17 protein-coding genes and 1 pseudogene are annotated in these 17,276 nt (G+C 64.9%); 6 read left to right on the plus strand and 12 right to left on the minus strand.

Features of this window, described 5'->3' with window-relative positions:
* Positions 1-871: hypothetical protein (locus V5B44_RS25215; protein WP_332362006.1), on the minus strand; the 871-nt coding region annotated here is incomplete at its 3' end.
* A gap of 391 nt (positions 872-1,262) precedes the next feature.
* On the opposite strand from V5B44_RS25215, the gene V5B44_RS25220 reads away from it, so the two are divergent.
* Both V5B44_RS25220 and fabI read left to right on the plus strand, forming a co-directional pair.
* Complete coding sequence (locus tag V5B44_RS25220) at positions 1,263-1,523, plus strand: hypothetical protein (protein ID WP_332360294.1); 261 nt, start codon at positions 1,263-1,265, stop codon at positions 1,521-1,523.
* 68 nt (positions 1,524-1,591) lie between these two features.
* Positions 1,592-2,440, plus strand: coding sequence for an enoyl-ACP reductase FabI (fabI, locus tag V5B44_RS25225; protein WP_332360295.1), 849 nt, complete (start codon positions 1,592-1,594; stop codon positions 2,438-2,440).
* A 25-nt stretch (positions 2,441-2,465) separates the two neighbouring features.
* Here fabI and V5B44_RS25230 read toward each other — a convergent pair.
* Positions 2,466-3,651: pseudogene (locus V5B44_RS25230) on the minus strand (acetate/propionate family kinase).
* A gap of 1 nt (position 3,652) precedes the next feature.
* A complete protein-coding gene (locus tag V5B44_RS25235; RefSeq protein WP_332344952.1) occupies positions 3,653-5,065 on the minus strand; it encodes a bifunctional enoyl-CoA hydratase/phosphate acetyltransferase in 1,413 nt (470 codons plus the stop codon).
* A 237-nt stretch (positions 5,066-5,302) separates the two neighbouring features.
* Here V5B44_RS25235 and V5B44_RS25240 point away from each other — a divergent pair, with 237 nt between their 5' ends.
* Positions 5,303-5,872, plus strand: coding sequence for a lipid-binding SYLF domain-containing protein (locus V5B44_RS25240; protein WP_332362008.1), 570 nt, complete (start codon positions 5,303-5,305; stop codon positions 5,870-5,872).
* A gap of 101 nt (positions 5,873-5,973) precedes the next feature.
* On the opposite strand, the gene V5B44_RS25245 is transcribed toward V5B44_RS25240, so the two are convergent.
* The 4 genes from V5B44_RS25245 to cbiB form a co-directional block, all read right to left on the minus strand.
* Positions 5,974-7,110: an EAL domain-containing protein gene (locus V5B44_RS25245; protein ID WP_332362010.1), complete on the minus strand. Its 1,137-nt coding sequence runs from the start codon at positions 7,108-7,110 to the stop codon at positions 5,974-5,976.
* A 143-nt stretch (positions 7,111-7,253) separates the two neighbouring features.
* Positions 7,254-7,871 carry a PAQR family membrane homeostasis protein TrhA gene (gene trhA, locus V5B44_RS25250; RefSeq protein WP_332362012.1) on the minus strand — a complete coding sequence of 206 codons (618 nt, stop codon included), beginning with the start codon at positions 7,869-7,871 and terminating at the stop codon, positions 7,254-7,256.
* A 23-nt stretch (positions 7,872-7,894) separates the two neighbouring features.
* Positions 7,895-8,791 carry a cobalamin-binding protein gene (locus V5B44_RS25255; RefSeq protein ID WP_332362014.1) on the minus strand — a complete coding sequence of 299 codons (897 nt, stop codon included), beginning with the start codon at positions 8,789-8,791 and terminating at the stop codon, positions 7,895-7,897.
* A 113-nt stretch (positions 8,792-8,904) separates the two neighbouring features.
* On the minus strand, positions 8,905-9,861 hold the full coding sequence (cbiB, locus tag V5B44_RS25260; RefSeq protein WP_332362016.1) for an adenosylcobinamide-phosphate synthase CbiB: 957 nt from the start codon (positions 9,859-9,861) through the stop codon (positions 8,905-8,907).
* 34 nt (positions 9,862-9,895) lie between these two features.
* Here cbiB and V5B44_RS25265 point away from each other — a divergent pair, with 34 nt between their 5' ends.
* Positions 9,896-11,374 carry a cobyric acid synthase gene (locus V5B44_RS25265; protein ID WP_332362019.1) on the plus strand — a complete coding sequence of 493 codons (1,479 nt, stop codon included), beginning with the start codon at positions 9,896-9,898 and terminating at the stop codon, positions 11,372-11,374.
* A gap of 82 nt (positions 11,375-11,456) precedes the next feature.
* Here V5B44_RS25265 and V5B44_RS25270 read toward each other — a convergent pair whose 3' ends face one another.
* Both V5B44_RS25270 and cobU read right to left on the minus strand, forming a co-directional pair.
* Positions 11,457-11,921, minus strand: coding sequence for a universal stress protein (locus V5B44_RS25270; RefSeq protein WP_332362021.1), 465 nt, complete (start codon positions 11,919-11,921; stop codon positions 11,457-11,459).
* An 80-nt stretch (positions 11,922-12,001) separates the two neighbouring features.
* Positions 12,002-12,547 (minus strand): bifunctional adenosylcobinamide kinase/adenosylcobinamide-phosphate guanylyltransferase, encoded by a 546-nt coding sequence (cobU, locus tag V5B44_RS25275; protein WP_332362023.1) that lies wholly within the window; start codon positions 12,545-12,547, stop codon positions 12,002-12,004.
* 65 nt (positions 12,548-12,612) lie between these two features.
* Here cobU and cobT point away from each other — a divergent pair, with 65 nt between their 5' ends.
* Positions 12,613-13,647 carry a nicotinate-nucleotide--dimethylbenzimidazole phosphoribosyltransferase gene (gene cobT, locus V5B44_RS25280; protein WP_332362025.1) on the plus strand — a complete coding sequence of 345 codons (1,035 nt, stop codon included), beginning with the start codon at positions 12,613-12,615 and terminating at the stop codon, positions 13,645-13,647.
* A gap of 81 nt (positions 13,648-13,728) precedes the next feature.
* Positions 13,729-14,049 carry a heavy metal-binding domain-containing protein gene (locus V5B44_RS25285; RefSeq protein WP_332360307.1) on the plus strand — a complete coding sequence of 107 codons (321 nt, stop codon included), beginning with the start codon at positions 13,729-13,731 and terminating at the stop codon, positions 14,047-14,049.
* A 113-nt stretch (positions 14,050-14,162) separates the two neighbouring features.
* Here V5B44_RS25285 and V5B44_RS25290 read toward each other — a convergent pair whose 3' ends face one another.
* From V5B44_RS25290 to V5B44_RS25300, 3 genes are all read right to left on the minus strand, one after another.
* Positions 14,163-14,975 (minus strand): fibro-slime domain-containing protein, encoded by an 813-nt coding sequence (locus tag V5B44_RS25290; RefSeq protein ID WP_332360308.1) that lies wholly within the window; start codon positions 14,973-14,975, stop codon positions 14,163-14,165.
* A gap of 375 nt (positions 14,976-15,350) precedes the next feature.
* Positions 15,351-16,598 carry a NupC/NupG family nucleoside CNT transporter gene (locus tag V5B44_RS25295; RefSeq protein WP_332362027.1) on the minus strand — a complete coding sequence of 416 codons (1,248 nt, stop codon included), beginning with the start codon at positions 16,596-16,598 and terminating at the stop codon, positions 15,351-15,353.
* Between the two features lie 127 nt (positions 16,599-16,725).
* Positions 16,726-17,130, minus strand: a complete 405-nt coding sequence (locus tag V5B44_RS25300) for a hypothetical protein (RefSeq protein ID WP_332362029.1) — start codon at positions 17,128-17,130, stop codon at positions 16,726-16,728.
* Between the last annotated feature and the right edge of the window lie 146 nt (positions 17,131-17,276).

The raw sequence follows: 17,276 nt of genomic DNA on the forward strand, positions 1-17,276 counted from the left end.
CGTCAAGCACAAGGTTCATCGGGCTGAGCCGCAATTGCCTCGGCTCGATGCGCAGATAACGGTGCGGGTTCGCGAGGATCTCCTGCAGACATTCGAGTTCCGCCTCCAGCACCGACTCACCACCCCCGATCGCTTCCAGCTGTCGCTCGTTTTCCAGCAGCGCAGCCTCCAGTCTGGCCTGTTCGCTTGGCGCCGCCGGGGCCTCGCCGAACATTGACCCAAGGCCTGGTCCGTGTTGTTGCAGCAAGCGCAGACGCGCCCGAATCAGCGAACGATTCCCCTCCAGTTCCTGCCGTTCCACACGCTCGGCGCCCATCTCGGCCAAGGCGTGGGCGACCAGATATTCGAAAACCTCGACACCAATGACACGGCGCAACAGCACCTGATCGCGGTCGCAAATGCGCGCTTTGTGGTCCGAGAAACTGACACTCGTCTGGGCCACATCGCGCTGTACCATGTTCCCGTGCAGCGCCATGCCGAAAACACGCTGCTCGTTGAACGCCATGCCCAGGACCAGGTAAGCCTCGTCAATTTCCGGGAACCTGTCGAACAGCGTGCGCAGATTGTCCGAGCGGCCAAGGACCGTGGGGATATCCGACGGTGCGACGAAAAATGCCCGCAAGGCCGGGTCGGAAGACCAGACTGTCGACGAGACCGGTCGCACGGGCGGCAGTGCCTGGACCTGCGCGCGCAGGAAGGCGATCGTGGTCTCGACCGCAGGTGTCAGGCGTTTGTGGCAGTTTGAAAGCAGCTTGAGCCTTGGATTGGTCAGCGTGATCGCCTTTTCGACCGCCCAGCGAACCAATTCGTCAGAGGCGCGATCAGGGTCGAATTGACCAGCGCGGTTCTTGAACCAGTCGAGAATACCCATTTCCTCTTCCTCCAATGGAAGGTACTGGCCACCTCATGGTAAAGCCACTCACCGCCGGCGGCCAGTCCTGTGGGAGAACGACGCGCAGCCGATCATGTCGCTTGCCGAGCACCTTATCGTTCAGCAGATCAATCGCCACCGCACCGGCGCGACTGCTTCTTCCGCTGCGACTGACCTGCCTGAACGCCTTTCTCGTAGGCTGTTCCTTCGGCTTCTGCGAATCGTGGATCTAGCCTCGAGCCCCGCCAACAATGGCAATCTTCATCCTGGAGATCTCCGCAAACTCGATACGAATTGATCCTGGCGAAATGGACACGGGCCGCCCTCGCAACGTAGTTCTCACTCTACCCGCGAGTCCAGGCGCCTGCAAGGTGAGGATACCGATATCGGGTTGTCGGCACGGCAACTGCTCTTGGAGTGGGAGAACCGCGCCAGCGAACCGACGCCGGCGCTGTGGCTGGTCGGGCTCAACCCGGGCGTGCTCGAAGGGGTGCGACGCTCGCGGCTGGCCGACAAGCTGGGCTCTGGGCGCCTGCTGTACAATGCTTGGACGGCGAACGAGCGTTTCCTGGCCGAGGAAGAGCAAACGGGTGGCACGCCAGGACAGCCTTCAGGCAGGGTTGCGATGCGCAAACGCAACGATCGGCCGTGACGCATCGTCCGGCAGCCACCGCCCGATCCGATCAACTGAATCCGACCACCTGATGAGGGAAGCAACACATGACCGCACTCGACACAAGACAACTCAGCCCAACCGAGGCCTTCTTTCGCGACCTCGCGGAGAAGGTGAAAGGTCCGGCCGGCGCGCTCGACGGCAAGAAGGCGCTGGTGATTGGAATCGCCAACAGCCAGTCCATCGCCTACGGCTGCGCGCTCGCGTTCCGCGCGCTCGGCGCGAGCGTCGCGATGACCTACCTCAACGAAAAGAGCAAGCCGTACACCCAGGCACTCGCCGACCACCTGGGCGTCGACCCGGCGCTGTATCTCCCCTGCGACGTACGCATCCCCGGACAGCTCGAAGCGGTTTTCGCAGCGATCGAGAAAACCTGGGGCCACCTCGACATCGCCCTGCACTCGATCGCCTTCGCGCCACGCGACGATCTGCACGGCCGCGTCACCGACTGTTCGCGCGACGGCTTCCTGATGGCCATGGACGTCTCTTGCCACTCGTTCATCCGCATGGCCAAACTTGCCGAGCCACTGATGAAGGATGGCGGCTCGTTGTTCACCATGAGCTACTACGGCGCCGAGAAGGTGGTCGATCGCTACAACCTCATGGGCCCGGTCAAGGCCGCACTCGAGGCGTCGGCACGTTACCTCGCCGCCGAACTGGGAGCGAAAGGGATTCGGGTGCACCCGATCTCGCCTGGCCCGATCAGGACCCGCGCCGCCAGCGGCATCGATCGCTTCGACGAGTTGATGGACATCGCCGCGAAGCGCGCCCCGAGCCACATGCTGGCCACCATCGAGGATGTCGGCATGGCGACCGCCTTCCTCGCTTCCGACTACGCGAAGCTCATCACCGGCCAGACGATGCACATCGACGGCGGCTACCACGTCGTCGGCTGAAGCGACTTCCCGCCAGGCGCGGAACTTACAGGGCCAGCAGCTGGCGGGTATGGCGGGCGATCATCAGCTCTTCGTTGGTCGGCACCACCCACGCCGAGGTCCGGCTGCCGGCGCTGCTGATGCGCGGGCCGGCCAGTTCGTTGGCCACCTCGTCGATCTCGATGCCGAGCCAGCGCGCCTTCTCGCAAACGAGTTGCCGGATACGCGCGCTGTTTTCGCCAATCCCGGCGGTGAATACCAGCGCATCAAGGCCGCCGAGCACGGCGGCGAGCGCGCCGAGTTCACGGCTGATGCGGTACACGAAGTGGTCGATCGCCAGCCGGGCGCGTGGTTCCTCGCTGGCCAGCAGCACCCGCATGTCGTTGCCGATGCCGGACAGGCCGAGCAGGCCGGAGCGCTTGTAGAGCAGATCCTCGATCTGCTTCGGCGCTCAGACCCTCCTGCTGCAGCAGGTAGAGGACGATGCCAGGATCCATGTTGCCCGGGCGGGTCCCCATCAGCAGGCCGTCGAGCGCGGTAAAGCCCATCGAGCTGCCGACGCTGCGACCCGCATGCATCGCGCACATGCTGGCGCCGCTACCGAGGTGGGCGACGACCACCCGCCCGCCCGCCACGGCTGGCGCGACACCTGGCAGGGCGGCGGCGATGTACTCGTACGAGAGTCCGTGGAAGCCGTAGCGGCGCACGCCCCGCTCGAAATATTCGTAAGGCAGACCGTAGAACTGCGCGACCCGCTCCTGCGTCTGATGGAAGGCGGTATCGAAACAGGCGACCTGCGGCAGCTCCGGTTGCACCTCCTGCACCGCACGGATTGCCGCCAGGTTGTGCGGCTGATGCAGTGGCGCCAGGGGTATGAAGTCCTCGAGGCGGAGCATCGCCTCCGGCGTCACCAGCAGGGGGGCAGCATAGTCCGGGCCGCCATGCACGACGCGGTGACCGACACCAGCCAGCACGCTGCCCTGGAAACGCGAGCGCAACAGTCCTGCGATCCGCTGCAGTGCCTGCGCATGGCCGCTGACCTCGCTCTTATCCCACTGCTCGTCGGCAATCCGCTCGCCGGCACCATCCTTGACCTTGAGACGCGGCGCGGTACCGAGCCCCTCGATCTGGCCGACCGCGACGGCGCGCATCTCCCCCGCCGCAGGCACTGCAAACAGCGAGAACTTGAGGCTCGACGAGCCGGCATTGAGGACCAGAATCAGCTTTTCCATTTCACGCCCCTGCCTTGATCGGGGATTGGGCCGCCGCGGCGGTGGCCATCAGGACGGCGACCGCACACGAGGCGAGCTTGGTGCGCCGGTTGTCGGCGCGGCTGGTGAGGATGATCGGCACCCGCGCACCGAGGACAACGCCGGCGCCATCGGCATTGCTCATGAAAGTCAGTTGCTTGGCAAGGATGTTGCCAGCGGCGAGGTCGGGAACAACGACGATATCCGGATCACCGGCGACCGCCGAGTCGATCTTCTTGATGCGTGCCGCCTCCTTGCTGATCGCGTTGTCGAGGGCCAGCGGGCCATCGAGGATCGCGCCGGTGATCTGGCCACGGTCTGCCATCTTGCACAGCGAGGCGGCGTCGGTGGTGCAGACCATGCGCGAATTGATCGACTCGACGGCGCAGATGATCGCCACTTTCGGTCGTTCGATGCCCAGCACGTGTGCCAGATCGATCGCGTTCTGGCAGATGTCGCGCTTGGTGTCGAGGTCGGGGGCGATGTTGATCGCGGCGTCGGTCACGATCAGCGGCTTGTGATAGGTCGGCACGTCCATCAGGAAGGCGTGCGTGATCCGCCGCTCGGTGCGCAGCCCGGTGTCACGGCTGACGACTTCGGCCATCAGTTCGTCGGTGTGCAGGCTGCCCTTCATCAACGCCGTCGCCTTGCCCAGGCGAACCAGTTCGACGGCCCGGAAAGCGGCGGCATGACTGTGCGGCACGTCCTCGATCTGTACGCCGGCGAGGTCGAGGCCAGCCTGTTCGGCGACTGACTGCAGCCTGGCCAGCGGTCCGACCAGGATCGGCTCGATCAGCCCTTCGCGCCTCGCCTGCAGTGCAGCGCCAAGCGACGACTCGTCGCAGGGATGCGCCACCGCTACCGGCACCGGCGGCAGTTGCTGGCAGCGTTCGACGAAGCGGGCGAAGTTGTCGTGACTCTGGATCGCCACCTTGGCTGCCTCCGGCCGTTCCATCGTGATCTTGACCTGTGGCGCGATGACTCGTGCCGTGCCGGTCATGATCGTCTCGCCGCGGGCATTGACGCCGCGGCAGTCGAAAGTGACCCGGTGGCTTGCCACATCCTTGGCGGTGGCGGTGATCGAGATCGTGACCTTGTCGCCGATCGGCACCGGTGCCAGGAACTCCAGATCCTGCCCCGAGTGTACCGTTCCCGGACCGGGAAGCTGGTTGCCGAGCAGTCCTGAAACCTGGGCGCCGAGCCACATGCTCTGTGCGCCGAGGTCGGACGGACCAAGCTGTCTGTCAAGTTCGCTGTCGAGCTGGGTCGGACTGATGTCGCCCGAAACAGCCGCGAAGAGCTGCACGTCACGCAAGGTCAGGGTATGGGTGATGCTTGCGCTGTCGCCGATGCTGATTTCGGCGAAGCAACGATTCTGGAGGGTTTCTGATCTCATGATCTGCTCACTGGGATGATGGTGATGGTTCTTGACCGGCCACGGATCGCTCGTCGCACGTGCCGCGCATCATTATAGCGTCGCCTGTGTCGTCGGAACCGGCAAATAGCCCTACCTAAAACGGGCATCCCGTGACCGGGCGGGGTGGCTCCCGACCCGGCAGGTTTTGGCTTATCATGGCTTGCTTGTCCAAGCAGCTTGACCCTTCCCTGATAACAACCATTCACAGGTGACCACATGCACAAGACCGTCTTTTCGCAAGTTGCTCAAGCATCCCGGCTGTTCCTGCTTGCCGTCATCGCAGCCCTGGTGGGCTCGGCAAACGCCATCGCGGCGGACCGTGCAGCGCTCGAACGGGATGCGCACAGTGCCTATCAGAAGCTGATCACCCGCGTCAGTGGGGCAAAAGCCTTGTCCAGGGATGCGGTCGCCGTCCTCGTGTTTCCAAAGATCACCAAGGCCGGTCTCGTCGTCGGCGGCCAGTACGGAGACGGCGTGCTCTTCAGGGGCGGTCAGGCCGCCGGCTACTACAACACCGCCGGCGCTTCGTACGGACTGCAGGCCGGTGCCCAGCAATTCGGTTATGCCATGTTCTTCATGAATGAGAAGTCATTGAATGCTCTGAATCAGAATGATGGCTTCGAAGTCGGTGTTGGTCCCAGCGTGGTAGTGGTGGACCAGGGCATGGGCAAGTCGCTGACCACGACGACCGCCAAGGACGACATCTACGCCTTCATCTTCAGCCAGAAGGGCCTGATGGCCGGCATTGGCCTGCAGGGCAACAAGATCACCCGGCTGGCCGATTGATCGCTGGCGGGTTTTTGCGGCCAATTCCAGACGCCTCCCGGCGGCAGGGACTTCTCTGCGGCCGGAGCGGGCCAGATGAGGCGGCCCAGGTCCCGGCTAGGCTATGCCGGGAGCTGATCTAGTGGCAGTGGCTTGCCGGTCAGGAAGCCCTGGATGAGCTGGAAGCCCATCTCGCGGCAAATCTGCGCTTCGGCTTCCTTTTCGATCCCTTCGGCCAGCGGCACCGAGCCAAGCTCCAGGACCAGCTTGACCAGGTCGCGGACGACGTGGCGCTTGCGTTCGCTAGCCAGGTGAAGGTCGTGCACCAGGCCCATGTCGAACTTGACGAAATGGGCCGGCGCCTCGCCGAGTTCACTCAAGCGTGCCTGCCCGGCACCGAAATCGTCGTAGGCGAAGCGCACGCCGATGTCGCGCAACCGCGCAGCAAACTCGACGAGGCGTCTGCTCTCGGTCACCGCGGTTTCGTGGATCTCGATCACCAGATCCAGTCCCGGCATCCGTCGCCGCAGATCGGCGAGCGAGGCAAGGAATGCCTCACTGAACGTTTCGTTCGGATGCGTGTTGGCGAACAGCGTGAAGCCTTCCAGGCGAGGCGCCAGCGCGTCGATGCTGAAGTTGCGGAAAGCCTCGCTGAGCTCCTCTTCGCGCCCCAGGGCTCTGGCCATCTGAAAAAGGCGAGCCGGGGAACCGGGCAGCCCGGGGTGACTGGCCCTGCCGAGCAATTCGTAGGCGACGATCCGGCCACCGGCTGCCTCGACGATGGGCTGAGCTGCGCCGGACATTCCCTGGCCGGCAAGCAGTTCGTAGAACTGGGACTCGTTCGGCACGAAAAGCTCCGAGAGAGCCAGACCCTGGGGAGCCAGCATGGTGCGCGCCTCGTCGACGCGGGCAAGCTCCACTCGGCGGATACCCACGCGAAACTCGACGGGGCCAAAATGCACGATGTCGTTCTCGTTGAGCAGGCACGAGCCTTCGACGCGCTCGCGGTTTACCGAGCTGCCGTTGGTGCTGTTCAGGTCGGTCAGACGGATGCGGCCGCTGATGTCGGCCGTGAGCACGGCGTGGTGCCGGCTGAGGTCGGACGAGGCCACCGTCAGATCGTTGCTTTTGTCGCGCCCGACGCGGAACGGCAGGTGGGTGATGTTGTAGGTGACATGAGACCCATCCGCGGCAATGGACTCGAAGAACCACGGACTGTCCAACTCGATCTTGGACTCGACTAACCACTGGCCGTCCAACTCAATCTCCACTGTCAAGTATTGCGCCGCTCGCATCGGATCCGGCATTTCGCCCGGTCCGTCGGATAGTAGCAGCCCTGGCGCAGATCAGCGCGATGTCTCCCGCAACCGGCCGAGACGGCTGCGGCCCGAAGGGCAGCGCGTCAAAGGACGTGGAACAGGATCGCGAAGTAGTGGGCAGCACTACCGGCCAGCACGAACAGGTGCCACACACCATGCGCGTGTCTGAGCCGGGTGTCAAGAACAAAGAAGATGATCCCGGTCGTGTAGAACACGCCGCCAACGGCGAGCCAGGCGAACCCTGCCGTGCCCAGTGCCTGCAGCAGCGGAACCATGGCCACCACCACCGCCCAGCCCATCACGACGTAAATGACCACCGACAGGACTCGCGCCTCGCTCTTCAGCCACAACTCCTGCAGGCCGCCGACCAGGGCCAGCCCCCACACTACCGCCAACAGGGACCAGCCCCAGGGACCGCGCAAAGTGACCAGGCAAAACGGCGTGTAGCTGCCGGCAATCAGCAGGTAGATGCTCTGGTGGTCAAGCTTGCGCAGGATGTCCTTGGCGCGCCCGCGAAAGCTGTGGTACAGGGCGGAAAAGCTGTAAAGCAACACCAGCGTGGTACCGTAGATCGAGACGCTGATGATCTTCCACGGGTCGCCACCCTGCGCCGCGAGCACCACCAGGACGATCGAGCCGGCGACGGCGAGAACGGCCCCCACCAGATGCGTCCACGCGTTAAGTTTTTCCCCATAGTACATCGTAGAGCGTGGTCAACCCGGGGTCATTCTGCGGGCCGGCGGCTACGCGCCGTTTCGAGGTGCTGGCAGAGGCGCTCGGCGCCTTCGAGCAGCCGCGGCGTGTGGCGCTGGATCAGATCGGGCGGCACAAAGAAGAGGTTGCCGCGGGCGACGGCAGTGATCGAGCTCCAACGCCGCCAGTCATCGAGCCACTCGGGGCGCGCCTCGTCCATGCCGCTGGCGACGATGGCCTCAGGGTTGGCGGCAATGACCGCTTCGACCGTCACCGTCGGCGCCATCGTCGATAACTGGCCGAAAACGTTGTTGCCGCCGCACAGGTGGATGACGTCGGAGATGATCTGCCTGCCGCCGACGGTCATCAGTGGCTGTTTCCAGATCTGGTAAAAAGTGCGCACCGGTGGCCGGCTACCGTAGCGCTTCTGCAGGCCGGCCAGGCGCTGGCGAAACCTTTCGGCGGTGCTCCTGGCGACTGCTGCGCTGCCGGCCAGCACGCCGAGGCGCTCGATCTCGCCAGCCACGTCGGCGAGCTGATTGGGCTGCGAAAGGTAGATCGGAATCCCCAGGCCGCGCAAGCGGTCGAGGTGAGCAGCGGCGTTGCCGCTCTGCCAGGCAACGATCAGGTCTGGCCGCAGTGCCGTGACTCGCTCGAGGTCGATCCGCGAGTAGCCCCCGACACGCATGATCCGGCTCGCCGCCGGGGGGTACTCGCTGTACTCGACGGTGCCGATGATGCGCTCGCCGGCGCCGGCAGCGAACAGCGTCTCGGTCAGGTGCGGCGCCAGGCTAACGATGCGTTTCGCCGGTTGCACGAGGCGGATCGTCGCACCGGTATCGTCGGTGACGCTGACATCGGCGTGCACCGGCTGGCCGGCAGCCAGCAAGCAGACGACGAGGAGTTGCCTGAAGAGCGAGCAATGCATGTCAGGGAATCCGCTTCGCCGGTGCGTTGAGGCACCGCCGCGTAGCCGGCCTGACGGGCAGACTGTGCGCCGAAAACTGCGGGTTGGGCAGCGCGCAGCCGGCGAGCTGTTCGTCAGGCACGGAGTAGTCCCCAGCAGAGCAATGCCGAGAGCCACAGCCACAGGCTGCGGCGAACGAGCGTCAGCGCGCGCCCGATGTCCTCGCCAGACGCCGGTCGCCCTTCGCCGAGCAGCGGGCGCAGCTCGCTGCGGCCGTGGTAAACCGCGGTTCCACCGAGGGCTAGGCCAAGGCTGCCGGCCCCGGCCGACATCACCGGACCGGCGTTCGGGCTCTTCCAGCGCGGCGCCTGCTGCCGCCAACAGCGCAGCGCCGTGCGCGTGCTGCCGCACAGGCCGTAGGACAGCGCGGTGAGACGGGCCGGGACAAGATTCAGCAGGTCGTCGAGGCGCGCCGCAGCCCAGCCAAAGTCGGCAAAGCGCTGGTTGCGGTAACCCCACATCGCGTCGAGCGTGTTGGCCAGCCGGAATAGAACCGCGCCCGGTCCGCCGAGCAGCGCGAACCAGAAGAGCGCACCGAAGATGGCATCGTTGCCGTTCTCCAGCGTCGATTCGATGCAGGCGCCAGCGACACCGGCGGCATCGAGGTCTTCGGTCTGGCGCGAGACCATCCAGCCGACGTGCTGGCGCGCCGCAAACAGATCACCGCGTGCCAGATCGTCGGCGACGCGCCGGGCGTGCTCGCCCAGGCTGCGCCCACCCAGCGCCAGATAGAGCAGGATGGCGTCGATGATCCCGCCGGGCAGACCCGGTGGGATCGCCCAGAGCGCCAGTGCCAGCCAGGGCAGGATGAGCAGCGACCAGGCCAGCAAACCGCACAGGCGACCCTGCTGACCGGTGTTGAGTATCCGCTCGCAGGCCTCGGCAAGGACACCGAAACCGACCAGAGGATGCCAGCACCGCGGCTCGCCGAGCAGCCGGTCAAGGCCGGCACCGGTCACCGCCGCCAGCGACAGAATCAGCGCAGTCGACGTTTCGGCAGCGAGTGGGAGTGAAGAAAGCACAGTAGGCATGCGACAATCGGGTTGAATGAATCCGGATTCTACGATGAACGAGCCCCCCACCCCCAGCCTGATGGTCCAGGGCTGCACTTCCGATGCTGGCAAGAGCATCCTGGTGACCGCACTATGCCGCATCCTGCGCCGCCGCGGCGTGCGCGTTGCGCCCTTCAAGCCGCAGAACATGGCGCTCAATTCGGCGGTCACCGTCGATGGTGGCGAGATCGGCCGCGCGCAGGCACTGCAGGCGCTCGCCGCCGGGCTGCCGGCGCACTCCGATTTCAATCCGGTACTGCTGAAACCGGCAACCGACCGACGGGCGCAGGTGATCATTCACGGCCAGGCGCTGCGCGACCTCGATGCCTGCGACTACCACGCCTACAAGCCGCGCGCGATGAAGGCCGTGCTCGAATCGTGGCAGCGCCTCTGCGCGCAGTACGAATGCCTGCTCGTCGAAGGCGCCGGCAGCCCCGCCGAAATCAATCTGCGCGACCGCGACATCGCCAACATGGGTTTTGCCGAGGCGGTTGATTGCCCGGTCATCCTGATCGCCGACATTGATCGTGGCGGGGTCTTCGCGCATTTTTGCGGCACGCTCGACCTCCTCTCGCCTTCCGAACAGGCGCGCGTCAAGGGCTTCGTGATCAACCGCTTTCGCGGCGACATCGCTCTCCTCGAGAGTGGCCTGCGCTGGCTGGAAGAGCGCACCGGCAAGCCGGTGCTGGGCGTGCTGCCCTATCTGCACGGTCTCTATCTGGATGCCGAGGACGCCCTGCCGCGCAAGGCGGAGGAAAAGGCGACGACCAGCCTGCGGGTCATCGCGCCGGCCTACCCGCGAATCTCGAATCACAACGATCTCGACCCGCTGCGTTTCCACCCGGAAGTCGACTTTCGCTTCATCGGCCCAGCCGACCGGCCACCGCCCTGTGATCTGATCGTGCTGCCCGGATCAAAGGCGGTGCAAGCCGATCTCGCCTGGCTACGCGCTCAGGGCTGGGAGGAAGCCATCCGCCGCCACCTGCGCTACGGTGGCAAGCTGATCGGCATCTGCGGCGGCCTGCAGATGCTCGGCCGCCAGCTGCACGATCGGCTGGGGCTGGAAGGGCCTGCAGGCAGCACACCGGGATTGGGCTGGCTGGACTATGAAACGCAGCTGGCGACCGAAAAAAGACTGGAGAATGTCAGCGGTGAACTGCTGCTGCCGGAAGCGCCGGCGGTCTCCGGTTACCGCATCCACATGGGCGTCACCCGCGGCGCGGCCCTGCTGAAGCCGGCGGCCATCCTCGCCGGCGAGGCGGACGGCGCGCTGTCCGACGATGGCCAGATTCTCGCCACCTACTGCCATGGCCTGTTCGATTCACCGTCAGCGCTGTCGGCCTTGCTGGCCTGGGCCGGACACCGACCGACGCAGCCCTTCGACGCGCGCCTGCGCCGCGAGCAGGATATCGAGCGACTCGCCGACGCCGTCGAGGCGAACCTCGATCTGCGCCCACTGGCCGCCTGGCTGCCTGCGCACGCGATCGCCTGATGATCGATTCAGCACTTCTTCAGCAATGCCGGCGCTCCTGACCCAGCCAGCGACCGCACTGACCTGGGGAACCGCCGATCGCTCATTCGTCCGGCTCTTGGCCGCGCACCAGCAGCAGCGAAACCTGGCTCTTGCGGACCAGGCGCTCGGCGACGCTGCCGACAAAGAAACGCTCGATGCCCCGTCGCCCATGCGTGCCGACAATCAGCAGATCGGCCTGCCATTCTGTCGCCGCATCGATCAGCATGTCCGAGACATGCTTCTGCTCCGATTCAACGAGCCTGATTTCGACCTCGATCCCGGCCGCGCGCGCCGTTTCCGCCAGGCGGCCGAGAAGGCCCTGCGCACCCAGGCGCATGCGGGCCTCGGTCTTGCCGACGCTGTTCGGCAGCATCATCGCCACTTCGCGCTGCGCCAGAATCGTCTCGTCGACCGCATGGCAGATCGCCATTTGCGCACCGGTACTCCTGGCGAGTTCGACCGCTGCCTTCATCACCTGGCTGGTCATGAAGCTCTCATCAACGGCAACCATGATTCGCTTGTACATAGTTCTCTGATCCTCGTTCGGCAAAGTTGTCAGACAACCGCAAGAATAGCACTCATCGCCCACCCCCGAGCACCTCGACACTACTTGAGCGTAAGCGGCAGACCCGCTGCCACCAGCGTCACCCGTTCGCACACCGCCGCCACCCTTTGGTTCAGCCGCCCCTGCTCATCGGCAAACAGCCGCGCGACCGCCGCCATCGGCACGATACCCCAACCGACCTCGTTCGAGACCAGGATGACCCGCCCGGGCAGTTGCGGCAGGAGGTCGATCAATGCCTGCGTCGCACCGGCCAGCCGCGGGCAGCGCAACGGCTCCCCGGCTTCGGCCTGGCTGACCGCTTCGCCGGCAAACAGAAGATTCGACAACCACAGCGTCAGGCAGTCAACCAGCAGACAGACCTCGGGCGCTGCATGTCGACGCAAGGCCGCGGCCAGATCGAGCGGCTCGACGACCAGTCCCCACTCCCGACAGCGCCTCGCCTGATGGTGTTCGATGCGTCTTGACATCTCGGCGTCGAGCGCCTGTGCGGTCGCCACATAAACGACGTTCAGTCCGCTCTCGCTCGCCCGGCGCTCAGCCAGCAGGCTCTTGCCCGAACGGGCGCCGCCAATGATGAGTTCTCGCATGCCGCGAAGCTTAGCATGGCCGGCGATGGGTATAATCGGCGCCTTTGTCCCCGACAGGCCACCGCATGCACTTTTCCATCGCGCCAACTGCTACCGTCCCCGGCCTGCAGGCCCGGATCGACGGCAAGACCAAGCCGCCCGGTTCGCTCGGCCAGCTTGAACGCCTGGCACTGCAGGTCGGCCAAGTGCAGCAGTCGCTGACGCCAAGCCTCGACCGTCCTCGGCTGCTGGTCTTCGCCGGCGACCACGGTGCCGCCCGCGCCGGCGTTTCGGCCTATCCACAGGAGGTGACCTGGCAGATGGTCGAGAACTTCCTCTCCGGTGGCGCGGCAATCAACGTCTTCGCCCGCCTGAACGGCCTCGAACTGCAGGTGATCGACGCCGGCGTGGCGCACGACTTCGGCGCCCGCCAGGGTCTCGTCGACGCCAAGATCGCTTTCGGGACGCGCAGCTACCTCGAACAGGCAGCGATGAGCAGCGCCGAGCGCGACGCCGCCCTGGTCCGTGGCGCGGCCATCGTTCACGCCCTGGCCGAACAGGGCTGCCGGGTGATCGGCTTTGGCGAGATGGGGATCGGGAATACCGCCGCCGCCTCGCTGCTGACCCATTGCCTGACCGGCACGCCATTGGTGGACTGCGTCGGACGAGGGACCGGCCTCGACGATGCCGGACTGGCGCGCAAGCAGGCACTGCTGGCGCAAGCGGCGCGGCGAGCGGCGCTTGCGCCCGATGCAGATGCCTTGAGCGTACTCGCCGAATTCGGCGGCTTCGAAATCGCGATGATGAGCGGCGCCATGCTCGCCGCTGCCGAGCGGGGCCTGCTGCTGCTGATCGATGGCTTCATCGTCACCTCGGCGCTGCTCGTCGCCGCCCGTCTCGCACCCGCGATTTGCGACTACTGCGTCTTCTGCCATCGCTCTGCCGAACCCGGCCATCTGGCCCAACTGCGCGCACTGAATGCCGAACCGCTGCTCGATCTCGGCTTGCGCCTCGGCGAGGGAACCGGCGCCGCTCTCGCTTGGCCGCTAGTGCGCGCCGCTGCCGCTTTCCTCAACGAGATGGCCAGCTTCGAGTCAGCCGGCGTCAGCAGCCAGTCCTGAACAGCTACCGCGAACCCTTGCCCGGATCGTTTTTCAGGCAGCCTTCGCGACTCTTCCCATCACCACCCCAAAGGAGCAGACATGCTGATCACCACCACTGCCAACATCGAAGGCAAGCGCATCACGCGCTATTACGGCCTCGTCGCCGGCGAGGCGATTCTCGGCGCCAATGTCTTCAAGGACATGTTCGCCGGCATTCGCGATCTCGTCGGTGGCAGGTCAGGCACCTACGAAAAGGAACTGCAGCGCGCGCGCGACATCGCGCTCAAGGAACTCGAGGAACGGGCGCAGGAACTCGGAGCGAACGCAGTGGTTGGCGTGGACCTCGACTACGAGGTTCTCGGCGAGAAGAACGGCATGCTCATGGTTTCGGCGAGCGGCACGGCTGTCGTCGTGGAGTAGACAGACCCTGGGTCACCCCGCGCGGCGTGACCCAGGATCCGGCGGCACAACTGACGGAAGAGGACAGCATTCCCCGCTCCCCGCGAGCACATCGCGACGACTGCGCAGCCAGATTACGCGACGCGCCGACGACGGGCAACGAGAGCGGCCAGGGCGGGTAATGCAAGCAGCAAGGTTCCCGGCTCGGGCAACTCAGGCGGCGGCGTGATATCCAGGGTGGTCGTGATGGCGAAGTTCGACTGCGAGGTGTGCCGCTCGGCGAAGAAGATGTCGAGGTCGTAAGGGGTGCCGGCCACCAGGCCCAGGTTCTTCAAGTCTTGCGCAGTGAAGCTCTTGGTTGCCGCACCGTGAACGCCGCCAAGGTCCAGGACCAGCTTGCCGTCGACAAACACCCAGAGGTCATCGTCACCGGTAAAGGTAAAGCTCTTGTTCGGTCCCAAGGCAGGATCGCTGAACGCCAGCTGTCCTTCGAGCTGCATGGTGAAGTGGTAGTTGTGCGAGCGGCCCTGATCGCCGTATAGCTGGCCGTCGATCGGGAAGAAAGCGTTGTTGCTGTAGGTATAGGTTCCCGCCGGCCCCTCGGTCAGGAGAAGCGAGGTCGGCTTCGAGAGATTGAACCCCGGGGTGTCGACGTACCACTTGGCAAAGTTCGCTGCCGTAGAGGCACCGGCGACGATGTTCGCACCAGCGGTCGGCAAGCCTCCGCTGAGGGTTGACGCCACCATGCCAGTGACCACGCCAGGGATGGCTCCTTCGAAGTCCGACAATTGCGTACAACTGTTGGCGATGCCCGGCGCACAGAAATCGCGAATCGTCCCGGTCAGCGTCACGTCGGCGGCCATGGCCGAAGCGCTGCAACCAAGGCCCAAGAGCGCCAGGACCGGCAGCAGGCTTGTCCCACGACGGGATTGTTTCTGGTAGTTCATTTCATGTTCTCCTGAGGAATTGGACAAAGAGGCAGGGACCGAAACGGCGCTTGACACAACCACGAGGCAAGCGCCCGGCGGGTCACACGACGATTAGGCTACCCTGACCGGAATAAGCATAATTGATGCCAATCCCTGGAGAACAGGAAAAAAGTCTCAATCTTACAGATTGTTAGAGAATTTACCGGGAGTCACCCGCGCACCTCGCCAATGCCAGGCGCCCTACATCCGTAAGATTTATTGACAGTTGCTTGCTTCCTGCGGGCATCAAGCCGACCCTGCTCGCCCGGCGGAAAAAGCGGCGCTGACCTGGGCTTGCGCTATCGGCGGATAGTCAGGAAAACCTGTGGGCAGCGTTCATACCGGACGTTTGCGTCACAGTAGCATGGCCACGACACTGCCGCAGGAGAGCGTCGCCAGGGTGCCTGAAGCCAGCGTCCAAGGGCCGAGCTGGACGATTTCGCGCCGACGTTCCGGCGCGATGGCGCACATGCCGCCGAGAAGAATGCCGAGACTTCCGAGATTCGCGAAACCGCACAGGGCATAGGTCATGATGACCTTGCTGCGCGGCGTCAGCACGTCCTCGGAAAGCCGCGCCATGTCGAGGTAAGCGATCAACTCGTTGAGGACTGTTTTGGTCCCCAGCAGCGAGCCAGCAACAGCGGATTCGGCCCAGGGAATGCCGGCCATCCAGGCAAAGGGCGCCATCAGCCAGCCCAGCAGGCGCTGCAGGGACAAGGGGACAGCGTCTACCGTCGGCAACAGGCCAAGCACCTGATTCGTCAGGCTGACCATCGCCACCAGGACAATCAGCATGGCGGCGATGTTGATCAACAGGGTGGCGCCTTCGCCGGTTCCACGGGTAATGGCCTCCATGGTGCTGTGATCGGTCGGTGGCAGCTGCAGGTGCTGCCCGGTCGCCTGACCTTCGGGGGGGACCAGAATGACGGCAAATACGATCGCCGCGGGCGCGCTGATGAACGAGGCTGCGAGGATGTGACCCAGCGCATCGGGCACCACCGGGCCGAGAATGCTGCCGTACAAAGCCATCACCGTGCCTGCGACGCCAGCCATGCCACCGCTGAGGATGATGAACATCTCGCCACGACTGACGCTCGCCAGGTAGGGACGGATCAGCAAGGGCGCTTCCACCATGCCGACGAACACATTGGCCGCGGTTGACATGCCAACCGCGCCACCGACGCCAAGCGTTCTCTCGAGCAACACCGAGAAGCCCCTGACCAGCCAGGGCAAGACACGCCAGTGATAAAGCACCGCCGACAGCGCACTCATCACCAGCACCACCGGCAGGGCCTGAAAGGCGAGGACAAAACTGCTTCCAGGAACGGTTTCTGCGTAGGGCAGCGACGCCCCGCCGAGGAAGCCGAACACCAGTGTGGTGCCTTCGCGGGTCGCTGCGGCAATCGCCAGCAGTGCGTCGTTACCTGCGGCAAAGAGCTCGCGTGCGCCGGGCAAGCGGAAGATCAGCAGCGCCAGCGCCAACTGCAGACCGATCCCGCCAAGGACCGTACGCCAGGGGATGGCGCGGCGTCTGGACGAGAGCGTCCACGCAAGGCCAAGAAGCAAGAGGTAGCCGACGACGGCCTGCAGAAGCGGATTCACTTTCCGGTCTCCACAAACCCAGCGAATACAACGGCCATGGCACCAGCCTCGCCGGGGGCTTCACTCATTCTTGCGGTCCGTTCATCAGTCAGCCGCACGGCAACCGTTGATGGGTCTCTGCCAGAGTCTACTTGCCCATCCGGGAGCGCCGGTCGACCGGCTTCCCCACCCGCTCGAACTCTGGCCGGATTTGACTGGCGCCCTGATAGCCCGGCTGGATGTCTGCTTCAGGCGTGGGCGGAACGTCGCGCGGCTGGACCGGCGCAGCGAACGCCGGCTTGTCCGGGGCAAAGCGCGCGCCGTAGTTGCGCTCGTAGCGATCGAGAAAACGTCGCATCTGTTCGTAGTCCGAGCAATTGCGGGGGGAAAGGCAAGGACCGAACGAATCGTAGATGGTCCAAGGCGGCACCACCGTACCGTAGGGAGCGAACCACGGGCCGACGACCACCTCGCCACCGACAACATAGCTCGCTGCAGTGGCCTCAAGGGCGATGCAGGCGTAGGCAGCAGCAAGAAGGAAGTAGGCGCGCACGGTAGTTCAGTGTAGCACCTGCCGAGCGCGCGCTTGCCGGGAAGTGATCACCGCCCCGGCGACTGGCACGCCGCATCCTGCACGCCTGCGGCATGCCGAGCCAGCAGCGATCAGTCCACGTGATCGGGGAGTTCTCCAGATCATCG

This window comes from Candidatus Accumulibacter necessarius (genome assembly GCF_036625085.1).